23 protein-coding genes and 1 riboswitch are annotated in these 24,697 nt (G+C 48.1%); of the genes, 15 read left to right on the top strand and 8 right to left on the bottom strand.

The window, feature by feature from the left end; all coding sequences use genetic code 11:
- Nucleotides 1–77: 77 nt before the first annotated feature.
- Together ACR8BL_RS14455 and ACR8BL_RS14450 are read right to left on the bottom strand one after the other, a co-directional pair.
- A complete protein-coding gene (locus ACR8BL_RS14455) occupies nucleotides 78–713 on the bottom strand; it encodes a DUF5317 domain-containing protein (RefSeq protein WP_434748318.1) in 636 nt (211 codons plus the stop codon).
- Between the two features lie 244 nt (nucleotides 714–957).
- On the bottom strand, nucleotides 958–2,385 hold the full coding sequence (locus ACR8BL_RS14450; protein ID WP_434748317.1) for a hypothetical protein: 1,428 nt from the start codon (nucleotides 2,383–2,385) through the stop codon (nucleotides 958–960).
- Nucleotides 2,386–2,661: 276 nt separating this feature from the next.
- Between ACR8BL_RS14450 and ACR8BL_RS14445 the strand changes: the two genes are divergently transcribed.
- From ACR8BL_RS14445 to nfsA, 13 genes are all read left to right on the top strand, one after another.
- A complete protein-coding gene (locus tag ACR8BL_RS14445; protein WP_434748316.1) occupies nucleotides 2,662–3,693 on the top strand; it encodes a BMP family lipoprotein in 1,032 nt (343 codons plus the stop codon).
- A gap of 388 nt (nucleotides 3,694–4,081) precedes the next feature.
- A complete protein-coding gene (locus ACR8BL_RS14440; RefSeq protein ID WP_434748315.1) occupies nucleotides 4,082–5,581 on the top strand; it encodes an ABC transporter ATP-binding protein in 1,500 nt (499 codons plus the stop codon).
- Nucleotides 5,578–6,645 (top strand): ABC transporter permease, encoded by a 1,068-nt coding sequence (locus ACR8BL_RS14435; protein ID WP_434748314.1) that lies wholly within the window; start codon nucleotides 5,578–5,580, stop codon nucleotides 6,643–6,645. The genes ACR8BL_RS14440 and ACR8BL_RS14435 overlap by 4 nt, the downstream gene beginning before the upstream one ends.
- Complete coding sequence (locus ACR8BL_RS14430) at nucleotides 6,629–7,552, top strand: ABC transporter permease (RefSeq protein WP_251509755.1); 924 nt, start codon at nucleotides 6,629–6,631, stop codon at nucleotides 7,550–7,552. The genes ACR8BL_RS14435 and ACR8BL_RS14430 overlap by 17 nt, the downstream gene beginning before the upstream one ends.
- 25 nt (nucleotides 7,553–7,577) lie before the next feature.
- Nucleotides 7,578–8,249 (top strand): sulfite oxidase-like oxidoreductase, encoded by a 672-nt coding sequence (locus tag ACR8BL_RS14425; RefSeq protein WP_434748313.1) that lies wholly within the window; start codon nucleotides 7,578–7,580, stop codon nucleotides 8,247–8,249.
- A 1-nt stretch (nucleotide 8,250) separates the two neighbouring features.
- Entirely contained in the window at nucleotides 8,251–9,006 is a 756-nt protein-coding gene (locus tag ACR8BL_RS14420) for a nucleoside phosphorylase (RefSeq protein ID WP_434748312.1), read from the top strand.
- Nucleotides 9,007–9,226: 220 nt separating this feature from the next.
- Nucleotides 9,227–9,415 (top strand): hypothetical protein, encoded by a 189-nt coding sequence (locus tag ACR8BL_RS14415; RefSeq protein ID WP_434748311.1) that lies wholly within the window; start codon nucleotides 9,227–9,229, stop codon nucleotides 9,413–9,415.
- Between the two features lie 514 nt (nucleotides 9,416–9,929).
- The gene (locus tag ACR8BL_RS14410; protein WP_434753127.1) at nucleotides 9,930–10,235 is read left to right on the top strand and encodes a metal-sensitive transcriptional regulator; all 306 of its coding nucleotides are present in this window, start codon (nucleotides 9,930–9,932) and stop codon (nucleotides 10,233–10,235) included.
- Between the two features lie 56 nt (nucleotides 10,236–10,291).
- Nucleotides 10,292–10,492, top strand: coding sequence for a copper ion binding protein (locus ACR8BL_RS14405; protein WP_434748310.1), 201 nt, complete (start codon nucleotides 10,292–10,294; stop codon nucleotides 10,490–10,492).
- A gap of 221 nt (nucleotides 10,493–10,713) precedes the next feature.
- The gene (locus ACR8BL_RS14400; protein ID WP_434753126.1) at nucleotides 10,714–13,218 is read left to right on the top strand and encodes a heavy metal translocating P-type ATPase; all 2,505 of its coding nucleotides are present in this window, start codon (nucleotides 10,714–10,716) and stop codon (nucleotides 13,216–13,218) included.
- Nucleotides 13,219–13,544: 326 nt separating this feature from the next.
- Nucleotides 13,545–14,705, top strand: coding sequence for a YhgE/Pip domain-containing protein (locus tag ACR8BL_RS14395; RefSeq protein ID WP_434748309.1), 1,161 nt, complete (start codon nucleotides 13,545–13,547; stop codon nucleotides 14,703–14,705).
- A gap of 159 nt (nucleotides 14,706–14,864) precedes the next feature.
- Nucleotides 14,865–15,461 carry a TetR family transcriptional regulator gene (locus tag ACR8BL_RS14390; protein ID WP_434748308.1) on the top strand — a complete coding sequence of 199 codons (597 nt, stop codon included), beginning with the start codon at nucleotides 14,865–14,867 and terminating at the stop codon, nucleotides 15,459–15,461.
- Nucleotides 15,454–16,197: an oxygen-insensitive NADPH nitroreductase gene (gene nfsA / locus ACR8BL_RS14385; protein ID WP_434748307.1), complete on the top strand. Its 744-nt coding sequence runs from the start codon at nucleotides 15,454–15,456 to the stop codon at nucleotides 16,195–16,197. The genes ACR8BL_RS14390 and nfsA overlap by 8 nt, the downstream gene beginning before the upstream one ends.
- A gap of 247 nt (nucleotides 16,198–16,444) precedes the next feature.
- Here nfsA and ACR8BL_RS14380 read toward each other — a convergent pair whose 3' ends face one another.
- The 5 genes from ACR8BL_RS14380 to ACR8BL_RS14360 all read right to left on the bottom strand — a co-directional run bounded on the left by ACR8BL_RS14380 (nucleotide 16,445) and on the right by ACR8BL_RS14360 (nucleotide 20,776).
- Nucleotides 16,445–17,254 (bottom strand): TatD family hydrolase, encoded by an 810-nt coding sequence (locus tag ACR8BL_RS14380; RefSeq protein ID WP_434748306.1) that lies wholly within the window; start codon nucleotides 17,252–17,254, stop codon nucleotides 16,445–16,447.
- Between the two features lie 103 nt (nucleotides 17,255–17,357).
- Nucleotides 17,358–18,254, bottom strand: a complete 897-nt coding sequence (locus tag ACR8BL_RS14375) for an ABC transporter ATP-binding protein (RefSeq protein ID WP_434748305.1) — start codon at nucleotides 18,252–18,254, stop codon at nucleotides 17,358–17,360.
- 52 nt (nucleotides 18,255–18,306) lie between these two features.
- Nucleotides 18,307–19,065 carry an ABC transporter permease gene (locus ACR8BL_RS14370; protein WP_434748304.1) on the bottom strand — a complete coding sequence of 253 codons (759 nt, stop codon included), beginning with the start codon at nucleotides 19,063–19,065 and terminating at the stop codon, nucleotides 18,307–18,309.
- On the bottom strand, nucleotides 19,065–19,355 hold the full coding sequence (locus ACR8BL_RS14365) for an MTH1187 family thiamine-binding protein (RefSeq protein ID WP_434748303.1): 291 nt from the start codon (nucleotides 19,353–19,355) through the stop codon (nucleotides 19,065–19,067). Before ACR8BL_RS14365 ends, ACR8BL_RS14370 begins: the two co-directional genes overlap by 1 nt.
- Nucleotides 19,356–19,735: 380 nt before the next feature.
- Entirely contained in the window at nucleotides 19,736–20,776 is a 1,041-nt protein-coding gene (locus ACR8BL_RS14360; protein ID WP_434748302.1) for an ABC transporter substrate-binding protein, read from the bottom strand.
- A 215-nt stretch (nucleotides 20,777–20,991) separates the two neighbouring features.
- Nucleotides 20,992–21,104, bottom strand: a riboswitch (TPP riboswitch).
- A gap of 110 nt (nucleotides 21,105–21,214) precedes the next feature.
- On the opposite strand from ACR8BL_RS14360, the gene ACR8BL_RS14355 reads away from it, so the two are divergent.
- On the top strand, nucleotides 21,215–21,730 hold the full coding sequence (locus tag ACR8BL_RS14355) for a hypothetical protein (RefSeq protein WP_434756731.1): 516 nt from the start codon (nucleotides 21,215–21,217) through the stop codon (nucleotides 21,728–21,730).
- 59 nt (nucleotides 21,731–21,789) lie between these two features.
- Here ACR8BL_RS14355 and ACR8BL_RS14350 read toward each other — a convergent pair whose 3' ends face one another.
- Nucleotides 21,790–21,969 carry a hypothetical protein gene (locus ACR8BL_RS14350; protein ID WP_434748301.1) on the bottom strand — a complete coding sequence of 60 codons (180 nt, stop codon included), beginning with the start codon at nucleotides 21,967–21,969 and terminating at the stop codon, nucleotides 21,790–21,792.
- Nucleotides 21,970–22,681: 712 nt separating this feature from the next.
- Here ACR8BL_RS14350 and serS point away from each other — a divergent pair.
- Nucleotides 22,682–23,971, top strand: a complete 1,290-nt coding sequence (serS, locus tag ACR8BL_RS14345) for a serine--tRNA ligase (protein WP_434748300.1) — start codon at nucleotides 22,682–22,684, stop codon at nucleotides 23,969–23,971.
- Nucleotides 23,972–24,697 lie beyond the last annotated feature (726 nt).

The following is a 24,697-nucleotide window of genomic DNA, read 5'->3' as shown; positions in this document are numbered from 1 at the left end:
AGTTAGTGCTACAACGACAGACGCTACGATGATGGCGTTGATGACAATGCGGGAATATTGGATGCCCTCGAATTTCTTCATGGAAAAGACCTCCCTTCCTTGGAGTCTGGTCCGATGCTCACTTGGTTTGGATATGTTTCTGCGGACGACACCACTTTTTTGAACCGGTTCACCATCATGTACTGGATAAACAGGAATATGCCAACATTCATAACAACATCACCGATGCTAATGACCTGTGTTCGTGGGTAAGGGCTCGACAACGGGATGATGTCACCGAGAAAAGCAAGGTGAGTTGAAGTGTCCATCATGTAATGTTTGGATACGGCTCCGCCTTCCCGAAGCAGATCGACATAATAGGGGCCAAGCACAGCAGATGCCTCCACGGAAACGGGCATGCGGCCGCCATTAACAGCCATTACGATGAAGTTGAGAAACACCCCGACCCAGATCAGCGTGAACCCCCGATGATGTCTGTTGAGCCATAGAAATATGAGGCCTGTGATATAAACGGCGGCAAACAGATAACCATTAATGGATGCTACCCAGCTCAATCGCTCCTGCATATAAAAAATGCCAAACTGAAAGAGTAACAACAGTGGAAAGATCCAGCCGCCGCGTAGCTGGAGTGTTGCAAACTGGTTGAGCCCATAACGGACTCCACCCCTGAATAGACCAACAATCAAGCCGATCAGAATACCGTCGTATACCATGATTAACCCCTGTTCTTGCGAATATGCGCAACGATACTTGCGTGTTTGTGTACATAAAACATTCGACCTTATATTGGTAATTCCTGCATTGATAAACTGATTTTCATGAAGATTTTTGCAAATGTATATACAAAAACCGCCTTCCCGAAAAATAGAGGTCGAAACCTGAATCCAATTCGGTGAAGGCGGCTGTATGTTTTGCTAAAAAATGAGCATATCAGTCAAATGGTTTTCTAAACGATATTTACTCGGAACCACCATTCAAATAATTAAAGAAAGGTTGATCCACCCAGAAGTTGTATGAGGTGATATTTGCTTCAGGAGCCAACTTGCGGAATCCTTCTTGAATTGCTTTGGCGTTTTCTTTTAATGAGAAAGATTGGGCATAATAATGGCCAAGCGTAATTTTGTTATTCGAAATAACTTGGTAGTTAGCCAGGGCAGTTGGTGAATAATACAGCGGCTGCCACCAGGAGTTGATAATTAATGGAGATTTGCTGTTGCTGTTCTTTTTGGCAAATTGCAGAACGATGTCATTGAAACGTGCTTTGTCAGCTGTGTTGTTAAATTCGAACTGAATGTCATATTCCTTCGCATAAGCGATGTAGTTGCCATTTTCAATCTGCGTGACTTTGTAGTCTGGTGTTTCTTTTGGCTCGCCCCACTCTTTCAGATAGATAAAGGCAGATGTTTTGGGCTGGAATTGTACATCGGCATTGATGCCTTCACTGCGAAGCAGACCAACGAGTTGAATTGCATGATTGATGCTGTCATGGCCGTAAGTTAACGTGAGTTCATCGATAAAGTTGGAGTCAAAACGACTGTCTTTCAGGTTGTAACCTGTAACGAGATCTTCGCGCAGCGCCTGATCGACAATCTTTCTAAGCTCAGGAGCTTCAATCAAATCAGCCGTACGATATGCAGCATACAACTTGGAATAGATATCTGCATCACTGGAGCGTCCAATTTCATTTTTGTATTTACCTTGGCTGATCAGTACACGTCCAAGCAGGATATTTGCTGTATCCTTGCTTGCTATACCGCCCTTAACAAGAGCAGGGTAGAGGCTCTCGGGAACCAGTCCTGTATCAATGGCCGCAGCCAATTCTTGCGCGGCTTGTCCTTGCAAACGGTTAGGCTTGATACCAGCTTTAGCAAGTGCTTTGGCTGTTTTGTCTGCGGGATAAGTGTATGCGAGTTCTTTGAAACCAGCTGCTTTAACGGCGATGAAGACCGCTGTGTACATGCTGAGTTGATCTTTGGCATGAACTTCGGTGCCTGATAGAACCCCATTTTTGAAGAGAGCAACGGCTGCATCGTAGGCGTCATCACCTGATTTCAGATCACTAAAGACGGGGGCTTGTACGGTATCTTTCCCCGAAGCAGATGCTGCGCTAGCTTCTGTGATGGCTGCTACGGCTTTGATAAAATCACCCTTAGTTGTTTGCGGCGACAATTGGATGCCGTACTTGGCTTGCAGGAATTGAGCGAAGTCTGTTGCGTTCTCCGTGTAGACAGCTGGTGCCTTAGCTGCAGGCGTATTTACATTCAGCGTTTTAGGTGCAACCGGAGTTGCGGATGCGGCGGAAGCAGAAACGGGCAAACTAAGGCTGCCGAGTGTTACCGGAGCGGCGAGCAGGGCCGCCAGCGTAATCTGGGTGATCTTTTTCAAATGAAATGCCTCCTTAAAATGGGGTGAAAATGATAGGGGGAAATGGTATAATTCTGACAAATCCTATCAGGAATATAATAATTGGATTGACTTTAGCACGGAGTCGCGCCAAATGTCAACGAAAAAAAGCCCGTTGCAGAGCAGTTTCCAGAGGTTGGAAAACCTGTTTCTGGGATGATCTATTATATGAGTGTATACGCTGAAAGTTTTATTGACAAGGATCGACATTATCCGCTAGGATAATAAAAAAGATTACTGAAAAGGGGAATTTTCAAAATGAAAAGAGGTTTATCGTTCGTCTTATCAATTGTTATGTTGTCTATTTTGCTGGCCGCTTGTGGGAAATCAGCTACTAAAGACGAACAATCCGCTCAAGGCGGCGATTCTGAAAAATCCCTGCGAATGGCACTGGTACTTCCTGAAAAAATAGGGGTCAACCCTTTCTTCGTACAAATGGATGAAGGCTTCAAAAAAGCAGGTAAAGAATTCAAGGTCGATACGAAAACGATCGAATCTACAGACCCTGCAGCATTCGAACAAAATCTTCGTGCAGCTGTTGCCGAGAATTATGATCTGATTATTACGGCAACGTTCCAAGCAGAGGATGCACTGAAGAAGGTTGCTGCCGAGAATCCAAACAAATCGTTTGCGATTGTAGACACAACCGTGGATCTGCCTAATGTTCGTAGCGTTGGTTTCCGTGAGTATGAAGGAGCGTACCTGTTGGGTGCTGCTGCTGGACTCTCCACGAAAACGGACAAAGTGGGCATGATTGCGGCAATGGACGTACCTTTGATCAAAAAATATACAGAAGGTTTCAGAGCTGGTCTGGAATCCGTTAATCCAAAAGCAGAATTCCTGGTAAACTATGTGGGTGGTTTCAATGACCCGGCCAAAGCAAAAGAGCTGGCGCTGGTACAATTCGGCAAAGGTGCTGACTTCATCGCGGGTGCATCTGCTGTAGGTGACCTTGGTGTGTTCGAAGCAGCCAAAGAAAAAGGCTTTTATACTTCCGGACAAGATACAGATCGTACTGTAGAAGATCCGGAGCATATCGTATTGTCTCAGTTGAAATCAACGGACACCGTTGCTTATGAGACCGTGAAGGATTTTGTAGAAGGTAAATTCAAAGCAGGCGCAGTAAACTACGGTCTGAAAGAAGACGGTGTAGGTCTGACATACGTTACACGTGACAGTGAGTCTCCGCTGAATGCATTTGTTGGTCAAGAGGTTATCGACAAAGTTAAAGCGATCAAAGATGACATCATCGCTGGTAAAATTGTAGTTAAAGATCCATTGCAACAATAGTAAGGATATAAATCACTTCTTATATATGATCTGAAATATTTCATATGAAGAATGAGCAATGAATAGATGGATGTGTAATCCATCTAGTTAGCCGGCTGCCCAACCAGGCAGCCGGTTTTGCTACTGTTACTAATCATTTATGTCCAATATAACGTTTACACGATAACGGAGAGGATAGATATAACCTGAAGAAGCAGCACGGTTGCCTAAAAGCTTTCTGCAAGAAAGCTGCATCGGAAGCATACGCTTATCACCGGATTTTCCCCTTCACAAGGGAATCAAAAAAATCCGGGGATAACAGCAATCGAAAGGTTGTTCTGTCATCGGAGTGCCCAGTGTAACCAGTTCACGTTGAACTTATATCAACCGAGAGGAGCGAACGCAAGATATGTTGTTGGAGATGGAGCATATTACGAAGAAGTACGGCAGCTTCACGGCGAACAAGGATATCCATTTTAATCTGCGCGAGGGGGAGATTCATGCTCTTGTCGGGGAGAATGGAGCGGGTAAAACAACGCTCATGCGCATGCTGTACGGAATGGAGCAGCCGACATCAGGCACGATCAAAGTCCGTGGACGCGAGGTTAGCTTTGCTACACCATCTCAGGCCATGGCCAGCGGAATTGGCATGGTGCATCAGCATTTCATGCTGTTTCCATCCTTCACGGTGGCAGAGAATATTGTTATTGGACGTGAACCTGCGACGGCAGGTGCATTTGATCGAAAAAAGGCGGCAGCACAGGTCAATGAATTGGGCAAACAATATGGCATGCCCGTAGATCCGTGGAAAAAAGTAGCCGAATGTCCGTTAGGTATGCAGCAACGTGTAGAGATCCTCAAAGTACTGCATCAGGGAGCAGACATCATTATATTAGATGAACCTTCCGCGGTGCTCACTCCGCTGGAAGTGAAAGAACTGCTGACAAACATGAAATCACTCGCGAAGCTGGGCAAAACCTTTGTCATCATCACACACAAGCTGCAAGAGGTCATGGATGTTGCGGATCGAATCACCGTACTTCGAGACGGACAAGTTACGGGTATATTAGAAGCAAAGGATACCAATGTGGAAGAACTGTCGCGCCTGATGGTAGGACGTGAACTGGTGCGGATGGATAAGCCGGCATCTGTTCCGGGTGAAGCAGTGCTTCAGGTGGAAGGCATTCATCTATCGGGAGCTAAAGATCGGTCTGCACTTAAAGACATTCATATGCAAGTTCGCAAAGGTGAAGTGGTCGGTGTAGCGGGCATCTCCGGCAATGGTCAATCCGAACTGATTCAGGTGATCGCCGGGTTGCGGAAGCCGGATGGAGGCCGAGTGCTGTTATCGGGGCAGGACACTACGAACTGGCCGGTACGCCGAATTCGGGAGCATGGCCTGGCTCATATTCCGGAAGACCGCTATATGTGGGGTGCAGCGAAGGATGCCAGCGTGAAAGAGAACGGACTGATGGGACACCATCATCGATTGCAGAAGCGCGGCATGATCAAAGCCAAAGCAGCCAAGGTAATGGTAGAGAGCTGGATCAAACAGTTTAGTATCAAGACAGGTTCCGTGGAAACGAAAGCACAATTCCTGTCAGGCGGTAACTTGCAAAAGTTAATTGCGGCGCGTGAATTTGCGCAAGATACACCGTTTCTGATTGCAGCAGAGCCTACGCGCGGAGTGGATATCGGTGCGATGGAAACCATCCATGCTGAATTGCTGCGCAAGCGGAATGAGGGAGCAGGTATTCTGCTGATCTCGTCCGAGTTGTCAGAAATTTTGCAATTATCGGATCGCATTATTGTGATGTACGAAGGAGAGATTGCCGGAGAACTTGCGGCAGCGGAAGCGACAGAAGAACAGATCAGCTTGCTGATGGCAGGAGGGAAAGAGCGGGTATGAATCGGGTAAAAGAAACACTTCGCGGACTGGTACAGCCGCTGCTTGCCGTATTGATCGGTTTGCTCGCCGGTGCGATTGCCATTCTGGTCGTTGGCGGTAATGTCGTGGATACGTATGGCGAGATGTGGAAGGGAGCCTTCGGTAACTTCTACTTCTTCACCAATACACTGGCACGTGCAACGCCGATTATTCTGGCAGGACTTGGCGTAGCGCTGGCATTCCGTGCCGGATTTTTCAATATGGGTGCGGAAGGTCAGATGATTCTGGGCGGACTCAGTGCGGCCCTCACGGCGCTCTATCTGCCAGGGCCGGGCTGGTTCGTATGTATTGCTGCGATTGTGGCGGGGATTGTCGCCGGTGGTCTATGGTCTCTTTTTGCAGGCTGGCTGGACGCACGCTTTGGCATGAACCTGTTGATTACAACGTTATTGCTTAACTATATTGCAACTTATTTCGGTGGATACATGGTGTCGTATCCATTCAAAGACCGGACGGGATCAGCAGCGATGGCACAGACCCCGATGATTGATCAGACGGTCTGGCTTCCGAAGCTTTTTCAGGGTATGGGACTGCACGCCGGCTTCATTATAGCGATTGCAGCGGCCATACTGATCTACTGGTTTACACACAAAACGGTAACCGGTTATGAAATCCGCATGCTCGGTAGCAATCCATCCTTTGCAGCTTACGGCGGTGTACGCCGTATTCGTATGATGATGCTGTCTATGGTCATCAGTGGTGGACTTGCAGGACTCGCAGGAGCGGGAGAAGTGCTCGGTACACAGTACCGTTTCCTGGATGGCTCGTTATCCTCAGCAAGTTATGCATGGAGTGGTATCATGGCTACATTACTTGCACGTTCGCACCCACTGGGTACAGCTGTAGCGGCTATTTTGCTGGCAGCTTTGCAGACAGGTGCGATGGGCATGGAACGGAACACGGATGTACCTCTTGAGGTCGGCAGCGTGATTCAGGCGGTCTTGACGTTATTTGTTTCAGCACAGATCGGTTATTCCTTCCTGAAGCGGAGAAAGGAGAAAAAGTCCAATGCAACAACTGTTTGATGCAGCCATGTTTGGCTCAACCTTGCGGATTATGACGCCAATCTTGCTGGCGGCACTCGGCGGGGCTTTATGCTCGCGCGTGGGTCTGTTCAACGTCGGTCTGGAAGGGCTTGTGCTGATCGGGGCGTTCTCCGCAATTGTGGGTAACTATCTTTTCGGTAACGTATTGCTGGCAGTGCTGTTCTCTATTATTATTGTGATGCTGTTCTCGGCTCTCTTTGCGTTTATTAGTATTAATCTGAAGGCGAATGCCATTGTTGTTGGTATATCCCTGAACTTTTTGGCGGCAGGACTCACGACTTTTGCACTGCGAGCGATCTTTGATGTAAAAGGTGCATACTACGACAAGAATATGGTGGGGCTCCCGAAATGGGACATTCCGCTGATCAAGGATATTCCTTGGGTCGGTACGGTGTTCTCAGGACATAGTCCGCTCGTATATCTCGGCATTATTATCGTTATTGCTTTGCAGTTCTATCTATTTAAAAGTGTATCCGGCTTCCGTCTGCGTTCCGTAGGTGAGAATCCGATCGCAGCACAGAGCATCGGCATCAAGGTGCGTGGCATTCAGTATGGCGCTGTGCTGATGTGTGGTGTGCTGTGTGCCCTGGCTGGAGCACAGCTGTCGCTTGGTCAGGTGACGATGTTTACTGAAGGCATGACGGCAGGCCGTGGGTTTATCGCTTTGGTTGCTACAATGCTGGGACAGGCCAATCCGCTCGGCGTAATGGGTTCCAGCGTGCTGTTTGGTTTCATGGAAGCACTCAGTATTCGTCTGCAAGGTTTCTCCTTGCCAACGCATTTCACCATGATGCTACCCTATATTGTGACACTCGTGGCGATGTTCTTTTTCAAAGACCGTACGTATGCTCAGGATGCTTTGAAAGCGGGCGGAAGCTCGCGTTAATTGTAGCAAAGGAGGAATCAGGGACGTGCATAACAAGGCTGAACGTTTGAAAAAAACCAAAACGCCGCCACCGAAAGCCGGTGCCGATTACGGAGATCGGCTGCCGCCGGGTCAGGTGCTGACGGAGAAATTCCCGATTTTGCATGAAGGGGAAGTGCCGGAATATGACCTTTCCACTTGGGATTTGAAGGTTTTTGGTGAAGTCGAAGAAGAGAAGGTGTTCTCTCTGGCTGAGCTTCAGGCGATGCCGCAGGTGAACATGGTAAGTGATATTCACTGCGTTACGCGCTGGTCGAAGTTTGATACACCTTGGGAGGGTATCCGCTTCTCTGAGTTTGTGAAGCTGCTTGGCGTTAAACCAGAAGCGAAGTATGTCATGATTCATGCGGATCAAGATTACGAGACGAATGTACCACTTGAAGAGCTGATGCATGAGGATGTATTGCTTGCGTTCAAATATAATGGCGAGCCACTCACACCGAAGCATGGTTTCCCACTGCGACTGGTTGTGCCACAGCTGTATTTCTGGAAGAGTGCAAAGTGGGTGCGAGGGCTGGAGTTTATGACGGAGGATCGCAACGGCTTCTGGGAAAGCAATGGATTCCACCATTTTGCCGATCCGTTCAAGGAGCAGCGTTTCTCGGGTGAGGATCTGCCGATTCCAGAGGATGAGTGGACGAAGAAGGAGTTTGATTAATATGTTGATGCCGATTTTGCAGATTCATTCGGAAGATATGCCGGCTTATGCGATCGTGTGCGGTGACCCGGCTCGTGCAGAGAAGATTTCCCGCAAGCTGGAGGATGCCAAAGAACTGGCATTCAGCCGTGAATATCGCACATTTGTAGGTATGTACGAAGGGGTCCAGATGGCTGTGGTCAGTCATGGTGTTGGTTCACCAGGCGCGGCCGTCTGCTTCGAGGAACTGATTCGTGCAGGGGTGAAAACCCTGATTCGTGTAGGTACGGCAGGTTCATATACAGCCGATTACCCAGCAGGAAGCGTTATTGTCAGTACTGCAGCTGTTCGCTCTGACGGGCTGACACGTCAGCTCGTACCGGACGGTTTCCCGGCGGTGGCGGATATTGATGTGACCAGCGCATTGGTCGCTGCTGCTCGTAAGGTGGGCAAGGGTGCAGATGCTACGAAGGTTGGTGTGGGCATCACGGTAACACTGGACGCATTCTTCACAGGCGTGGAGGAGATTCCACACCGCAAGTACAAGCAGGCTGGAGCACTTGCCGCCGAGATGGAGATTGCAGCACTCTATATCGTAAGCACCTTGCGTGGGGCACGGGCTGGAGCCATCGTAGCGATTGACGGCTTCGCAGACAGTGATCTCGCTGCCGAGTATGATCCGCATACCGATGCGGTCGCTCAGGCTGTAGAGCATGAGATGGATACGGCGCTTCATGCCCTCGCTACACTTGCTCGCGAGGATCAGGCGACAACATAGCTACAGGTGATGTGAATGTGAATGTCTACGAGTTGTGGACAGTTCAGAGGACGTTCTTCTATGGTCATGAATATGACCGGGGGGACGTCTTTTTTTACATATAGGAGTGAGATCGTTATCTTACCTTCTCCCCCGCTCGGAATGATTTTGAAATCATTGGGTCATTCTATACAAGGAACATACTTCAACAACATGAAATGGTAAAAGGAGGACTCAAACGATGACTCAGAACAATCAACCTCAGGATGAGGCAGCAATCCGCAACAAGCTGGACGAAGACGGCGATTCCTTGATGGAAAAAAAGAAGATCATGAACGGCGTGGATATTGAACCGCAGGCAGATGAATGGGCAGCCAAGCCGTCACCGGTTGCTTTTAACGAAGGGAACCATACCTCTTCCCAAAAATAGTGCAATTTCTCCTTACTCATGGTGAGAAGGGTTGGCGGAAGGTAATATACGATTTAACTCATGCAGGCAGGTATAACGTTGTATATCAATCGTTAGAGCAGGTACCGTAAGGTATCTGCTTTTTCGTCCCTGGATCTGGGGAGAGAGCTTCGAGCAGAATATTAGGAATGATCTGTATCTATCTTTGACTCGCTTACTCAGGCTCTCTATGAGCAGGTGGGGCTAAGAGGTCGTCACGACTACATACACAAAACGTTCAATAATAAAAAAAAGAAATTCCTTGAATACCCCATGGGGGTATGTTAATCTGGATAAAGAACGATTGAAAAGGGGTGTTATGATGGAACATCAAAGCCATCCCGAGGAATCTGTGATCCCTGCGGCAAAAGGTTCTGCTGTTGTTTTGGGTGCAGATACACAAGAACAGGCCAATGCACATGAAGGTGCAAGTGTATCAAGTGATGGTACAGGTACAGAACAGCAATCAGAGCAACAAGCGGATGCATGCCATGCTGTGAACCTCGATAAAGACGGCAAGCCCATTCGTAAAAGCCACCATTCTCAGGAGATGAAGGGCAACCTGATCTCTCGTTTGAACCGTGTGGAAGGCCAGATTCGCGGCATCAAAGGTCTGATTGACAAGGACACATATTGTGACGATGTGTTAACCCAGATCGCAGCAGCACAGTCTGCGCTGAATTCGGTAGGTAAGCTTTTGCTGGAAGGGCATATGAAGAGTTGTATTGTAGAACGCATCCAGGCAGGAGAACACGAAGTTGTGGATGAATTGCTGGTTACGGTTAGAAAACTAATGAAGTAAGTGCAGATGATAAATGAATAAACACCAAAACGAACATAACCAAGGAGGAATAGAATATGTCTAATGTTACGTTGAATGTCAAAGGAATGTCTTGCAATCACTGTGTGAAGTCCGTTGAAGAAGCAGTGAAGAACGCGGGAGCGAGTGGTCAGGTTGATCTGGCAGCCGGAACGGTAGCTGTAGAATATAATGATCAGGTTGTTACCGTAGATCAGATCAAAGCCGCGATTGAAGATCAAGGATACGACGTCGTTTAATTGATCCAAGGTATTTGTACAGAATGGAATGCAATAATACAGGCTTAAACCGGCTGATCATGGAGTCATAATCTACTAGCGTGGTCATACTTTGTAACGGTTTAAGCCTGATTTTCTAACTTTTACATACCCCCATGGGGTATGTTATCCTTTGGGAAGGAGCTGATATCATGACAACCAATGCATCTGAAAAAATAGAACCGGCACCCACGCCTGCACCTATGCAGAATGCGGGTCTGAAGACAACACTGCATATCACGGGTATGACCTGTGCTGCCTGTTCCACACGTGTGGAGAAAGGTTTGTCTCGTATGGAAGGGGTGCATCAGGCAAACGTGAATCTTGCCATTGAACAGGCAACCATCTCGTATGATCCCAAAACGACCAATGTAAACGCATTGCGGGATAAAGTGGCGTCGCTTGGATATGGTACGGTGATGGAATCCGTAGATCTCGATATTACGGGCATGACTTGTGCGGCCTGTTCTGCACGTATCGAAAAGGGACTTTCCCGGCTACCGGGTGTTTCTCAAGCTAATGTCAATCTGGCACTGGAGACGGGGCATATCGAATATGCTGCGGGTGCACTCAAACCATCCGACATCACGGCCAAGATCAAACAGCTGGGCTATGGTGCTGAACTGCAATTAACCCAGGAGGAGTCCACCTCTGTTCGCGAACGAGAGCTGCAGCGTAAGAAATGGAAGTGGATGATCTCCGCACTCTTGTCCATTCCGCTATTGTGGGCAATGGTAGCCCATTTCTCCTTTACATCGGGCATTTATGTACCAGAGCTGTTTCTGAACCCTTGGTTCCAGCTGCTGCTTGCTACGCCCGTGCAATTTGTCATTGGATGGCAGTTCTATGTAGGGGCATATAAGGCGCTTCGGAACGGCAGTGCAAACATGGACGTACTCGTGGCACTCGGAACGAGCGCAGCCTTTTTCTACAGCCTGTATCTGACGGTAACCAGCGGGTATTTACCTAGTGCTGGTATGGGCCAGGGCATGGATCATGGTGCAATGGGAACGGATGTAGGCACTACTGCAGGAGCTGCAGCTATGCCAATGGTGGAACTGTACTATGAGACAAGTGCGATTCTGATTACGTTGATTTTACTCGGAAAATGGTTCGAGGCTGTGGCGAAAGGGCGCTCTTCACAGGCAATCAAAAGCTTGATTGAACTGGCACCGCGTGAAGCGCGCGTCATCCGTGACGGGCAGGAAGTTCTGATTCCGGCTTCCTACGTAGCCGTTGGCGATCTTGTTCTGGTGAAGCCGGGAGACAGCATTCCGGTGGATGGTATTGTCGAAGAGGGCCAATCCTCTGTCGATGAATCCATGCTGAGCGGTGAAAGCTTGCCTGTTGATAAAAAGCCGGGCGACCCCGTCACCGGTGCGACAATGAACAAAAACGGTGTTCTCCGCATTCAGGCAACTCGTGTGGGTTCGGATACGGCTTTATCACAAATTATTAAAGTCGTTGAGCAGGCGCAGGGATCGAAAGCACCTATTCAGCGGATTGCCGATGTAATCTCGGGTATTTTTGTGCCGATTGTAGTGGGAATTGCGGTATTGACCTTCTTGATTTGGTATCTGTTTGCAAGCCCTGGGGACTTCGCCGGATCATTGGAAAAAGCGATAGCTGTCCTTGTTATCGCTTGTCCATGTGCGCTCGGACTGGCAACACCGACTTCAGTTATGGCTGGATCGGGCCGTGCGGCGGAATATGGCATTTTGTTCAAGGGCGGTGAGCATCTGGAGTCCGCCCAGCAGATTCAAACGGTCGTGCTCGACAAAACAGGAACCGTTACTCAAGGTAAGCCTGTATTAACTGACGTTGTTACCGCACCGGGCTGGACAGAATCGGAGCTGCTTAAGCGTGTTGGAGCGGCGGAGCAAAGCTCGGAGCATCCGTTAGCCGAGGCGATTGTGAACGGCATTCGGGAGAAAGGTCTGCTTTTGGAACCAGCAGCATCGTTTGAGAACATCCCTGGTTATGGTGTACGTGCAACGGTATCTGGTGAGGAGATTCTCGTGGGAACACGCCGCTTGCTGGCGGATGCGAACGTAGAGGTACCTGCGGAAAGCATACAGCAGATGAACGCTTTAGAGGAACAGGGGCGTACGGCAATGTTGGTTGCTGCTCAGGGTCAATGGGCAGGCATCATTGCGGTGGCGGATACGATCAAGGATACCTCACGTGAAGCCATCGGACGACTTCAGGCTATGGGGATCGATGTCATTATGATTACAGGAGATAATGAACGGACAGCTCGCGCGGTAGCGGAGCAAGCGGGAATCCGCAGCGTTCTGGCAGAAGTTCTCCCTGAAGGCAAAGCCGCAGAAGTGAAAAAATTGCAGGAGAGCGGTCTGAAGGTAGCTATGGTCGGAGATGGTATCAACGATGCCCCGGCACTGGCTACAGCGGATATCGGCATGGCGATTGGTACCGGAACGGACGTAGCGATGGAAGCGGCAGATATTACGTTGATGCGCGGTGACTTGAACAGCATTGCAGATGCTATCGAGATGAGCCGCCGCACGATGGGCAATATCAAACAGAACCTGTTCTGGGCGCTCGGCTACAATGTGATCGGGATACCGATTGCGGCAGTAGGTTTTCTGGCTCCATGGCTGGCAGGTGCTGCAATGGCATTCAGCTCGGTGTCCGTTGTGCTGAACGCCCTTCGTTTGCAGCGGATGAAGCTTGCTCGAACCAAGTAATTAAATAAAGAGATCAGCTTATGGAGAAGGAAAGAAAGGAAAGCTGGGAAACAGAACAGATATATCAAAGATTAATGAAATGCACGGCTCGCTTTACGGCGAACTGTGTATTTTTTTTATGCAAAAGTGGTCATAAATCAATCGCAAGATAGACCTCTGTGAAAATAAATTAGGCTTCATTCATGAAAATTCGGCTAAGTTTTCTGAATATTACGAAAGTTTATTGACAATATAGACATATACCTTTAAAATTTAAACGATTGTTTGATTCAAACGTATGTTTAAATTAAATTAGAACTATTTTGAAGATGGAGGAACCGAATTATATGCTGCAAGCTCTACGTACATTGTTTAAAAAACCACCAGTGATTATAGGCATTGTTACTGCACTGATGTTCCAGGTTATCTTTAGCGTGATCTGGATGACCGCATATTCCGGGGTGAATGACCGGACGAATGAACTAACCGTAGCCATTGTTAATGAAGATGGTGAACTGTCCAAAGGGATTGCGGATCGATTGGCAGAGACATTGCCTTTCCATACCGTGTCCAACCTGAGTGCGTCTGAGGCACTGGATCAATTGAATCATCATCAAGTGCATATGGTGCTGGACATTCCAGCAGGATTTAATGAATCCCTTCAAACGGCTGGCGCCACCGCCGAGATCAAATACACGATTAATGAAGCCAATCCGGTAACGATCAAAAGCATGATGCAAGGTGTGTCACAGAGCGTGACCAACACCGTTAACAAACAAGCATCTGCACAAGGTGTAAAGGCTGTCCTGACTGCTTCCGGTGCTTCTGCGGATCAAGCTGCGCAGGCCGCTGCGAACTTGACGAGCCGGGTGGAAGGCAAAACGACATCCATTAATCCGGTGAACGGGATGAACAATCAGATGGTACCGATGATGATGGTACTTGCATCTTACGTTGGTGCCATGATTATGGGTATGAATCTTCAGGTAGCCATGGGCATGTTGTCTTCGATGTTTTCCCGTCTGACTCTGTTCGGTGCCCGGGTCATCATTAATGTAGGCTCTGCGTTGGTTGTTTCCTTGCTGGGATCTTCTCTGATCGTTGCGTTGGGAGGACAAATTGCACAAGGGTTTGTTGCATTCTGGCTGTTCCAGGCACTGTTCCTGTGCACCTTTATGTTTTTCTCCCAGTTCTTCCTGATCTGCTTTGGGCCGGCTGGAAGCCTGTTTAACATCATCTCGCTGTCCCTGCAACTGGTGTCATCCGGTGCGATGGTGCCGCGTGAATTGTTGAACAGCTTCTACAGCGGAATCGGTCATTACTTGCCTGCAACTTATGCGGTTCAGGGCATTCTAAGCGTTCAACTGGGTGGCCCGGGTGTGCAATCTGCCGCAGGTTCCATCGTTGTTGTATTGCTCGTAGCTGTTGCGCTGTCCCTTGTGGTGACATTGCTCAAAAAAGGGCGCAAACCAGTTGGCATGCCAAGCCCGGCTCCAGCAAACAGCTAATATACGCAGACGTTATGAAGCTGCATCGTTTGTACCAAACCCCCCCGGTGATTTTCATCGGGGGGTTTGGTGTAATATAATAGACGGGATGAAGTGAGGGCTACAGTCTGGGTAAAAGGCTGAAGCAACTGACACGAACGGATAAGAGGAGAGAAACAAATGACGGAACCGGAATTGGATATCAAAACGAGGATATTGCTTGCAGCCAAGAAACTTTTTGCACTACAAGGGTATGATGGGACGAGTGTTCGTCAAATCTGTGATGAGGCGGGAGCGAATGTTTCGCTGGTGTCTTATCATTTTGGCGGTAAAGAGAAGGTGTTCGATGCGTTATTTGAGCATTTTTTTCCCGAACATATCCTGCGTATGCTGGCTGCGGAATCGATGTCCCCGGTTGAAGGTATCCGCCGAATTGTTGGCGAAGTCGTGAAGTTTACGATGACGGATCGTGAGATGAGCGACATTGTGCAGTTGGAGATTACACTGCGTACCAATCGGACTGCAACAGTGTTTCAGTATCTGGATCCGGTCTGGAATAAAGTGAGAGAGTACCTGCAGCAAGGTAAAGATCAGGGACTTTTCCGGATTGAGTCCGCCTCCTATGCCATGCTTCAGGTCATGGGGGTAGCACTTGCACACAAGCGGGCCAAGCACTCAAGATTTGGTTTTGATTATCAGGATATGAATACAGAGGAACTTGCCGAACAGACGGTGGAGTTTGTACTTCGAGGATTGGGAGTGAACAGCCATGAATGAAACGATTGAACTGATGATGAAACACCGCTCCGTACGCAAATTCAAGCCAGATCCAGTCAGTGAGGAGCAGCTCGCTGCTATAGTAGCGGCGGGACAGATGGCATCCTCCTCAAGCAACGTACAGGCATATTCGGTTATCGCGGTGACAGATCAGGAACAGAAAGCCAAACTGGCTGAACTCGCCGGGGGGCAGGCTTATGTCAATGAATGTCCGGTCTTTCTTGTATGGTGTGCTGACCTGTATCGGCTGAAAGATGCGGCGAAGCATCATCTTCCGGAGAAGGAGTCTTATGCGGACTCCACCGAAAATTTTATGGTTGCTACGATTGATGCTGCTCTGGCTTCTCAGAATGCCGCTCTTGCTGCCGAATCGCTCGGTTTCGGTATTGTGTATATCGGTGGACTTCGCACTCGTATTGAAGAAGTAGCTGAATTACTTGAATTACCGGATGGCGTATATCCGGTATATGGTATGTGCATCGGGGTTGCAGATCAGGAAACGGGCATTCGCCCACGTCTGCCGCTAAAGGCTGTATTACATCATAACCGCTATCAACCGGCACAAACGCTGGAAGGTGTTCAAGAGTATGATGTGACCACGACAGAATACCTGAAGGAACGTACCCTTGGTGAACGCACAACCCCATGGTCTGAACTCATGGCGAAGCGTCTTACCGAGCCTGCTCGTATGCAAGTGAGAGCATTTCTGGAACGTAGAGGTTTTTTGAAGCGCTAGTACGTAATTCGCCATAGTATACGTTGTGAATTGCACCATCTGTACAATTCGAAAACAGGATGAATGATATAGATCAAAAGCAGACTCAAAAGTTGGTTTAAAAGCCAGTAGGACAGGATTGAACAGCCGCCCCAAAGTCAGTTGGGTATCACCAACATTTGGATAACAGAGTGCCGTTCTATCGTGAGTCCGACTGGCTTTTTGCATGCATATATCCTTGTTCGAAGCCGCTTTAATTCTCCTTCGCTTAATCCAGGAGATGATAGAAACGTTTGGTATTTCGGTAAAAAAGCCGTGTTGCCCGCTCGGTTCCCATGCCGGTAATCTCGCTCCAGGCCTGAATGACCTGACGTGTCATAACCGGGTGTGTCATCCGTCCCTGAAACGGCCCTTCGAAGGGCCAAGGCCCATCTGTTTCTGCCATCACTTGTTCCGCGGGATATTGCCGGGCAAGCTCACGAATCTCAGTTTCGTATAGAATATCCGGTGTGAAGGATATATAATATCCGTTGTTTGCCATACGCTGAATCGTTTGTTTTGATCCTTTGAACCAGTGAAAGTGGGCATGTGCATATTGATGTTTCTCCAGCAGATTGCAGGCTATATCGGCATCTTCGTATACGGCATGCAACACGACAGGTTTATGGTGTTTCTTGGCGAGTATGATGAATTGCTCCAGCAGATCAATATATCCGCTCTGGTCAAAGCTCAGGCCTGTTCGCTGTGCTTCTTCACGGCTGTAATAGGGCAAGCCTACTTCCCCAATAGCAATGGCATGTCCAATGTGTTCTTCGATCCAGTGAAAAAACTGCTCCTGATCGGCGAGGGGTGGCAGTGGTTGTTCGGGATGATAGCCAAACGCCGGGTAGATATATCGCGGATGCTGTTTGGCCAGTTCCAGATTGGACTGAGCGGAAGCCAGATTCATGGAGACTGCAATCATGGCCTCGATCTCCTGTGACCTGAAGCTGGTCAGCATCTCCTGCTGTTCCTCGGGAGTATATTGATCCAAATGGATATGGGCATCGATCAGCGGTGCAAACGTTTGGAAATGCATGATGAAGTTCCTCCTTATATCGTAGGTATTTATATGATGTAACGTTCTATTTAATGTATTGGATCACTCAAATCAGGAAAAATATAACTAAAAACCCGCGCTATCAAGATAGGCGGGTTTTCTGCTGTTCTTCTTTCATCCACTGGGCAATTTGTCGTTTGCGTTCAAGAAAGGCAGGTTCTTCTGTAATCTCGTCTCGTCTCGGGCGGTCAAAAGGAATCTCAACCTCGTGCAGCACGGATGCAGGCCGGTTCGATAACACATAGACACGATCCGCGAGCAACAGCGCCTCCTCGATATTGTGGGTGATGAACAGCACCGAGCGGCGATTCTGTTCCCAGATATCCAGCAGCCAGCGCTGCATGTCGCTCCGCGTCAGGGCATCGAGCGCACTGAATGGCTCATCGAGCAGCATCAGTTCCTGCGGACTGAGTAGCGCACGCAGGAAAGCGGCACGCTGCTGCATCCCACCTGACAGCTGATGAGGGTAAGCCTGCTCGAATCCGTCAAGGCCAACACTGCCCAGCCACTGTCTTGCCTCCGCGAGTGCTTCGGCGCGCGGAGCAGGCTGAGCACCTGGAGCAGAGAAAGCTGCTACTGAAGCAACCTCGCCAGCCAGCAGCACATTGTCTTCAATGGTTCGCCATGGAAAAAGGGCCGGCTGCTGAGGCATATAGCTGATATGTCCACGTTGTCCGGTAACCTGCTTGCCGTTCATGAATACCTCGCCGTCCTGCGGCTTCTGCAAGCCGCCGATGATGTGGAACAGGGTGCTTTTGCCACAGCCGGAAGGGCCAACGATGGCGACGAATTCCCCTTTTTTCACGGTCAGGGACAAACCATTCAGTACAGGCAGTTTACGCCGTCGTTCTTTAAAGGACACATGAACATCAACGATGTCCAGTGCAGGTGGAACCGGCACGGAAGCCGCAGCGGCATCTCCGGGTGAAGTGCTTCGAACTTGTATGGATCGTTCTGGTTCGTTCTGATGCCTGTTCATATGGAATCACATCCTAGTGTTCATATATTACGTTAACCTCTGATAGGCAGAACTACCGCTTCTGTGGGCGCCAGCGCACAAGCAGCTTCTCTAACAGCGCAATGAGCAGGAAAAGCAGAAGACTGAGCGCCACGATAATCATAATGGCAACAAAAAGTCGATCCGTACGGTAAGCCGACTTCTGCAGCATCATATAATAGCCGATACCTTTATCCGCACCGATCCATTCGGCGATGATGGCTCCCATTACGCTGTAGGTGGCAGCAATTTTGACGCCGGAAAATACGGATGGCAGGGCATGGGGCAGCTCCAGTTTCCAAAAGATATGACGGCGCTTCGCACCCGCCATACGCATATAGTTCATCATCGCCGCATCGGTGCGTGTTAGTCCATCCATGGCCGCAACCGCTACCGGGAAGAAACAGACCAGGATGATCGTAATCAGCTTGGGCAGCAGGCCAAAGCCAAACCAGATCAGCAGGAGCGGTGCGAGTGCAATGGTTGGAATATTTTGACTAAGAATAAGTAATGGATACAAGGCCGATTTGAGAAAAGGGATCAGATGTAGCACCATTGCAATCAGCAGGCCTACTGCTGTTCCGGCAGCAAATCCGATGAGTGTTAACTGGATCGTTGCGGCAGCATGCATGCCTAGACGTTCAGCCTGCGAAGCTGCTTCATGGGCGATGTCGGACGGCGCAGGCAGCATCCATTTCTCAATATGGAACAGGGAGACCGCGCCTTGCCATATCGCAATAAAGAGAATAACCGCCACGAGGGGCGGCCATACACTTTTGAAATAGGTAGACATTAGCGATACTTCTCCGTTAGTGTATCCATGCTGAATCCGTCTGGACTATGTGCGATTTTGATCTGGGAGATGATACTTGGGCTACCGGCTTCCACAAGCACCTCGTGCATTTTGTGGACAACCTCCAGCAGTTCATCCAATTCACCCTCCATCGTGGTGTCGAGTGCATTAACCTGATATTTCAGGCCGGATTGTTGAATCACTTCGATGGCGCGGTCTACGTAAGGATAGGAGTTTTCACCGTTTGGTGTTTTGGGAATAACCTGAATGCTGAGTAATGTGCTTGCCATGAGAGAAAAATTCTCCTTTCGAGTGTGGGTGGACAAGTAGACATGCCATTGTACACGTTTCCACTCCGATTGCAGTCCCCTCTTACGATCGCTGTTATCCCCAGATTTTTTTGATTCCCTTTTTCAAAGGTGAAATCCAGTGATAAAGGCGACCGCTGCGCTTCTCCAGAGGGGTTCTGCACTCTCCGTTCTTGTGTACAAAAAATTAACTTATCCTTTAATTGTAGGAAGAAGAATCAGGAGAAAGCGTGCTCCCGAGGTAGCTTTCCTGAGAGAACCTTATGAGCGATCGCTTCGCTTCTTCAAGTTGTCTCTGTCCTCTTTATTCAAACGTGAAAATATCAAATTTCATTTTACATTAATGATGATAATGCTACGTATTACTGTGGTAAAAATTCGTTCGTGTAGGCTTTTGTTACATCGATCTCTTTATCCAGCAGTTTCTTGCTGAACATCCAATCGGTGTAGTTCTTCCACACGTCTTCCTTTTGCTCACCCCAGCGCGGTGCATCATCCTTGTATTTCGGGCTGAGCCACTTTTGACTTGCCAGTACTAATTCCTTGTCCAGATCAGGAACAGCTTTGATTAAAATGTTTGCAGCCTCTTCAGGATGCTCAATTGCATATTGGTACCCTTCAGAAGTGGCCTTTAGGAAAGCTTTCACCAGTTCAGGGTCTTTCTGAATCGTCTGTTCATTGGTCACGAGGACAGGTGTGTAGTAGTCCAGTGCTTTGGCATAATCCTTCACATACAACATATCAATCGGTTCACCGCGTAATTCAGCCTCAATTCCCGTCCATGCGTAGAAAATCCAGGCAAAATCGATGTCTCGTTTCACGGCTGTGAAGAAGTCGGCATCGCCCATATTAATATTTTTAACCTTGGATACATCGGCACCTTCGCCCTCCATAATGGATTGCATCACCGCTTCTTCTACCGGGGAACCCCAACCGCCATACGTCTTACCTTCAAAATCTTTGGGTGATTTGATCTTACGATCCACCGGAGCGGCAAAACCGGATGTATTGTGCTGAATAACAGCAGCAATCGACACAAGTGGAACGTCCTGCGTTCGCGCCTGAGTTACACTTTCCTGATAACTGACGCCAAAAGGTACTTCACCCGATGCGACCATCGTATCTGCTCCGCCAGCACCTGGCTGTACAATCTCGACGTTGAGTCCCGCTGCTTTATAAAAACCCTGATCCACTGCTGCATACAGACCAGTATGATTCGTATTTGGAGTCCAGTCGAGCACGACCTTCACATCTTTCAGTGCAGTGCTGCTTTCTTCGTTCGTTTTCTCCGATCCAGTTGCGCTTTTCTGCTCAGCTGGGGCCGCTTGTTTGCCACCACATGCAGCTACAGTAACCAGCAATACACACATGAGTAACATTCCCATCGTTTTACGCCATTTCATCGTGTTTCTCTCCTTCGTTATATCCGGCCAGATGGCACGGGGTACTCCTTGGCTTCATATCCAATCCCTTTGCATAAATCGACGAATTTATACTCGCGGGTTATCCGAATAACGTCATTTTTCTGTTTCTGCTTGTCAAAAGAAAACAAAAAAAGCGCCCCGTAATCCGGGACGCGTGCAGGCGTGAGAGAAGGGCGTTCAGCTTATGGCTGTGCCGTTGCAATATACTCCGATTCCTACGCTGGCATGATCCAGATCAGGTCTAAGGGTTAGTATCTTGGTGGGATACACTCTCAGCCGGCCAATTCCGACTCCCCTGGGAAACTATGAAGTTACGGGCATTACTAGGTGTAATTATAGGCCAGGGACAGAAATGTGTCTAGTCAACAAATATTTCACAGAATGTTCACTTATGTGAAGGGGATCTGATTGTCTATAATGATCCAAGTCAGAGAGAGGATGAGCATATTGCCAGTAAGTAAGAAAGAACAAGTTATGTTTGGACTTATGATGTGCACAGGAATGGTCTTAGTGATGATGACTCTTAATCTATGGCACACAGGAATGTTAAGTCAGATGTCCGTGATGCAAATGCTGCTTCAATTTGTGATCTGTTTTGCCCTCGCATTTTTGGTGGAGTCGTTCATCGTAGGACCCGTAGCGAGAAAAATTACGTTTTCCATCCCATTTGCAAGAGTCAGTAAAATCAAAGGTGTAGTCACCCTGTCGTTTCTTATGGTCATCGGAATGGTATTAGTCATGTCGTTATACGGCATTATTACGGCCTATTTGGCAGGTCAGTTAGATGGGGTATCCGTGTTTAACGCGTATCTTCATACGATTGCACGTAACTTTAGTCTGGCATTGCCATATCAATTAATCGTATTGGGGCCGCTAGTGCGTTATGTATTCGGCAAGTTGTTCAAAAGACAAGCGGCGGTAGTATCCGTTTAACGAATTGTAATATCTGTTGTGGAAAAGTATTTCCTGGGCAATGGGTAATTTTGATCCCTTTAAGAAGTTCTAGCGTAAGCCACCCAATATAAAATACCAATAATAACAACAGCGATAATGATGGTTGTCAGCATACCGCTTTTGAATGAGCTTTGCTGAGCTTGGCGAGCAAGTTCATCTGTTCTTTGTTTGGCGGCTTCGCCCTCGGATGAATTCAGATGGTTTGGGCTCATGTTCATGAAACAACAACTCCCTTCTGTAGTGTGAGTTTACCATAGTGTGGTCTGTTTTACAGGAAGATGCATCTAATTTGATGGAATCGATTTCACGAAAAATGGTCTGAGTGAAGCTATAGCTATAACGATACTCAGAGCAAGAAGGATAACGTCTCTGAACTTAATACTTGTGATGTCGGCTTGGTTTAAATAACCTTTATTACGATTGAAAGGCGAAGAGTCGGGTATGAGCAAGGCTCTGATCCCAAAGACGAATCCAATGATACTAATAATAAGAAAGCTTATGAAGTAAAACATGTCATCACCCCTTGATGTTAATTAGCTACATTAATTTTACCTGGATGAATTTTGAAAAGACACGTAAGATAGTCCTGTCTTCATGTGGAATGCTGACAGGCCTTTTATGCGAATTCGTTGTTTTCAATAAAAATAGGCGTTTAGAAGTTGCAATTCCGTTTGATCTTCGTATATACTGAGAAACACAATTACAGATCGGACTATGCCGTTGAAGAGAATCCAACTCGGAGGCGTTTTCGCCAGGGAGCGAATTGAAATTTTCCCAAGTTAACCGGAACCGCCCGTTATCGCGGACCAAGAGGCTGAATCAGGTAGTTTAAACCGATTCGGCAAGTTGGGTGGCACCGCGAGCAGAGCGCTCCTCGTCCCAAGGGATGAGGGCGCTCTTTGTATTTTTTAGCCAAAGGAGACGGTGACCATGTTAGATATGAAATGGGTTAGAGCACATGCAGAAGAGGTCCAGGCCGCAGCAAACGGGAAGAAAATCAAGATCGATATTGCGGTGTTACTACAGCGGGACGACGAGCGAAAAGCTCTTCTACAGCAAACGGAAGAGGCGCGTCGTCTGCGCAATACGCTGTCGGCAGAGATCGGGAAGCTGATGCAGGCGGGAGAGCGAGAGCAGGCAGAGACAATGCGGGCACAGGTAAAACAACTGAATGAACAGTTGGAGCAAGAAGAGACGAAGCTTGCGTTGATACAGGAGGAAGTGACCAGACTTCAATGGCTGGTGCCCAATATCGTATCGCCAGATACACCTGTGGGCATGTCGGATGCGGATAATGTAGAGTTGCGGCGGGTAGGTGAACTACCTGTGTTTGACTATGAAACAAGGGATCATGTCGAGCTTGGAGAGATGCACGGGTTGATCGATATTCCGCGTGGCGTGAAAATCGGTGGAACGCGGAGTTATGTCCTGAAGGGGGCAGGTCTGTTACTACACCGTGCGGTGCAGCAGCTTGCGCTGGATCTGCTGTTGGAGCATGGATTCACTCCGCTGGAGGTTCCGCTCATGGTTCGGGAAGATGCTTTGGTGAACACCGGATTTTTCCCGACAGGCCGGGATCAGGTATATGAGTTGCAGGGAGAGAACAAATGGCTTGTCGGCACATCGGAAGTACCGCTGGTCTCGTATTACGCGGATGAGGTCGTTGATGTGAAGCAGCCTGTTAAGCTGGCAGCCGTATCGACATGTTTCCGCAGTGAGGTAGGCTCGGGCGGACGGGATGTGCGAGGTTTATACCGTGTACATCAGTTTGCCAAAGTTGAGCAGGTCATTCTGTGTGCCCCAGATGCAGCGGAATCGGAACGGATGTTGCAGGAAATTACGGGACATGCCGAGGAGCTGCTGCAACGGCTGGAATTGCCGTATCGTGTGGTGTCGGTATGTACAGGGGATATGTCGCAGAAAACGTACAAACAGTATGACATCGAAACATGGATGCCAAGCCGCGGGGCCTATGGTGAGACCCATTCGTCGTCGAACCTGCATGATTTTCAGGCTCGTCGCTCGAACATTCGCTGCGTTGATGAAGACGGCAAGCTGGTATACTGCCATACGCTCAACAATACAGCCGTAGCTTCGCCGCGCATTCTGATCCCGTTGCTGGAAAATCATCAGGAGGCGGATGGCAGCATTTATATTCCGGCAGCTTTGCGTCCGTATCTGGGCGGGGCCGAACGTTTGATTTTGCCTGTGCGTGGTTAGAGATGAAAAAGTGATTGGAAGCTGATGAAGTAAAGCATAAGAATATAGAAAGAACAAAGAGGAGCCCTTATCGGGTTCTTCTTTGTTCGAGCATAAGATAAATGCCCCAATGATACTCTTATTTAAGTCGGGTTACCAATCTTGTGTTTGGTCCTTTTGAATGGGAAATGAAATACATATTACATATATTTATATTTAATTGAAAAAAACCAAGTGTATAATTACAAATATAGGAAAAATTTATAAAAATACTATATTGATGAAATTGGTGAAATGAAAAAAAGAGAATCGCGGCCCTTGTTTTTTCAGCTTTTCTAACGTTAGGGGCTGGGGCTTCAGTCTAAGCAGATAGCCAGAATACAGGAGATTTCAGCTATAAAACTCTCATTGCTAGTGGTGTTTTAAATGTTTACTGGAATATTATTGATGCAGATACAGCAAAATCCTATACTGAATTTAATGATGGAAAAGCTGCTAGTGGTTATCGTGTAGCAGTTCGTCTTGAGGAGTATAATCAGCCTTGGTCTTCTACTCCAGAAGCAACAAGATATCAAGGTGACTCGAAATGGGCAGAAGTAAATATGCAAGTTACTGGTGTTTGGATGTATGCGAGCAGACATGCGATTGAAAATAGTGGTGGTACAAAAGAATATGTCGATAGAGTATTGAAAGACCGCTAAATATATTGTTTTTTTTGGTGAACAATTTTAGAAGAATGTGTCGCAG

The organism is Paenibacillus amylolyticus (genome assembly GCF_051136285.1).
Taxonomy (GTDB): domain Bacteria; phylum Bacillota; class Bacilli; order Paenibacillales; family Paenibacillaceae; genus Paenibacillus; species Paenibacillus amylolyticus_F.
Note: the sequence above shows the minus strand (reverse complement) of the source record. Positions and strands in the feature narration are given on the sequence as shown.

Coding starts and splice junctions, on each gene's coding strand:
- ACR8BL_RS14455 (WP_434748318.1), bottom strand. CDS start 713: ATGGTATACGACGGTATTCTGATCGGCTTGATTGTTGGTCTATTCAGG.
- ACR8BL_RS14445 (WP_434748316.1), top strand. CDS start 2,662: ATGAAAAGAGGTTTATCGTTCGTCTTATCAATTGTTATGTTGTCTATT.
- ACR8BL_RS14440 (WP_434748315.1), top strand. CDS start 4,082: ATGTTGTTGGAGATGGAGCATATTACGAAGAAGTACGGCAGCTTCACG.
- ACR8BL_RS14435 (WP_434748314.1), top strand. CDS start 5,578: ATGAATCGGGTAAAAGAAACACTTCGCGGACTGGTACAGCCGCTGCTT.
- ACR8BL_RS14430 (WP_251509755.1), top strand. CDS start 6,629: ATGCAACAACTGTTTGATGCAGCCATGTTTGGCTCAACCTTGCGGATT.
- ACR8BL_RS14420 (WP_434748312.1), top strand. CDS start 8,251: ATGTTGATGCCGATTTTGCAGATTCATTCGGAAGATATGCCGGCTTAT.
- ACR8BL_RS14415 (WP_434748311.1), top strand. CDS start 9,227: ATGACTCAGAACAATCAACCTCAGGATGAGGCAGCAATCCGCAACAAG.
- ACR8BL_RS14405 (WP_434748310.1), top strand. CDS start 10,292: ATGTCTAATGTTACGTTGAATGTCAAAGGAATGTCTTGCAATCACTGT.
- ACR8BL_RS14400 (WP_434753126.1), top strand. CDS start 10,714: ATGCAGAATGCGGGTCTGAAGACAACACTGCATATCACGGGTATGACC.
- ACR8BL_RS14395 (WP_434748309.1), top strand. CDS start 13,545: ATGCTGCAAGCTCTACGTACATTGTTTAAAAAACCACCAGTGATTATA.
- ACR8BL_RS14390 (WP_434748308.1), top strand. CDS start 14,865: ATGACGGAACCGGAATTGGATATCAAAACGAGGATATTGCTTGCAGCC.
- nfsA (WP_434748307.1), top strand. CDS start 15,454: ATGAATGAAACGATTGAACTGATGATGAAACACCGCTCCGTACGCAAA.
- ACR8BL_RS14380 (WP_434748306.1), bottom strand. CDS start 17,254: ATGCATTTCCAAACGTTTGCACCGCTGATCGATGCCCATATCCATTTG.
- ACR8BL_RS14375 (WP_434748305.1), bottom strand. CDS start 18,254: ATGAACAGGCATCAGAACGAACCAGAACGATCCATACAAGTTCGAAGC.
- ACR8BL_RS14370 (WP_434748304.1), bottom strand. CDS start 19,065: ATGTCTACCTATTTCAAAAGTGTATGGCCGCCCCTCGTGGCGGTTATT.
- ACR8BL_RS14365 (WP_434748303.1), bottom strand. CDS start 19,355: ATGGCAAGCACATTACTCAGCATTCAGGTTATTCCCAAAACACCAAAC.
- ACR8BL_RS14360 (WP_434748302.1), bottom strand. CDS start 20,776: ATGAAATGGCGTAAAACGATGGGAATGTTACTCATGTGTGTATTGCTG.
- ACR8BL_RS14355 (WP_434756731.1), top strand. CDS start 21,215: ATGATCCAAGTCAGAGAGAGGATGAGCATATTGCCAGTAAGTAAGAAA.
- ACR8BL_RS14350 (WP_434748301.1), bottom strand. CDS start 21,969: ATGAACATGAGCCCAAACCATCTGAATTCATCCGAGGGCGAAGCCGCC.
- serS (WP_434748300.1), top strand. CDS start 22,682: ATGTTAGATATGAAATGGGTTAGAGCACATGCAGAAGAGGTCCAGGCC.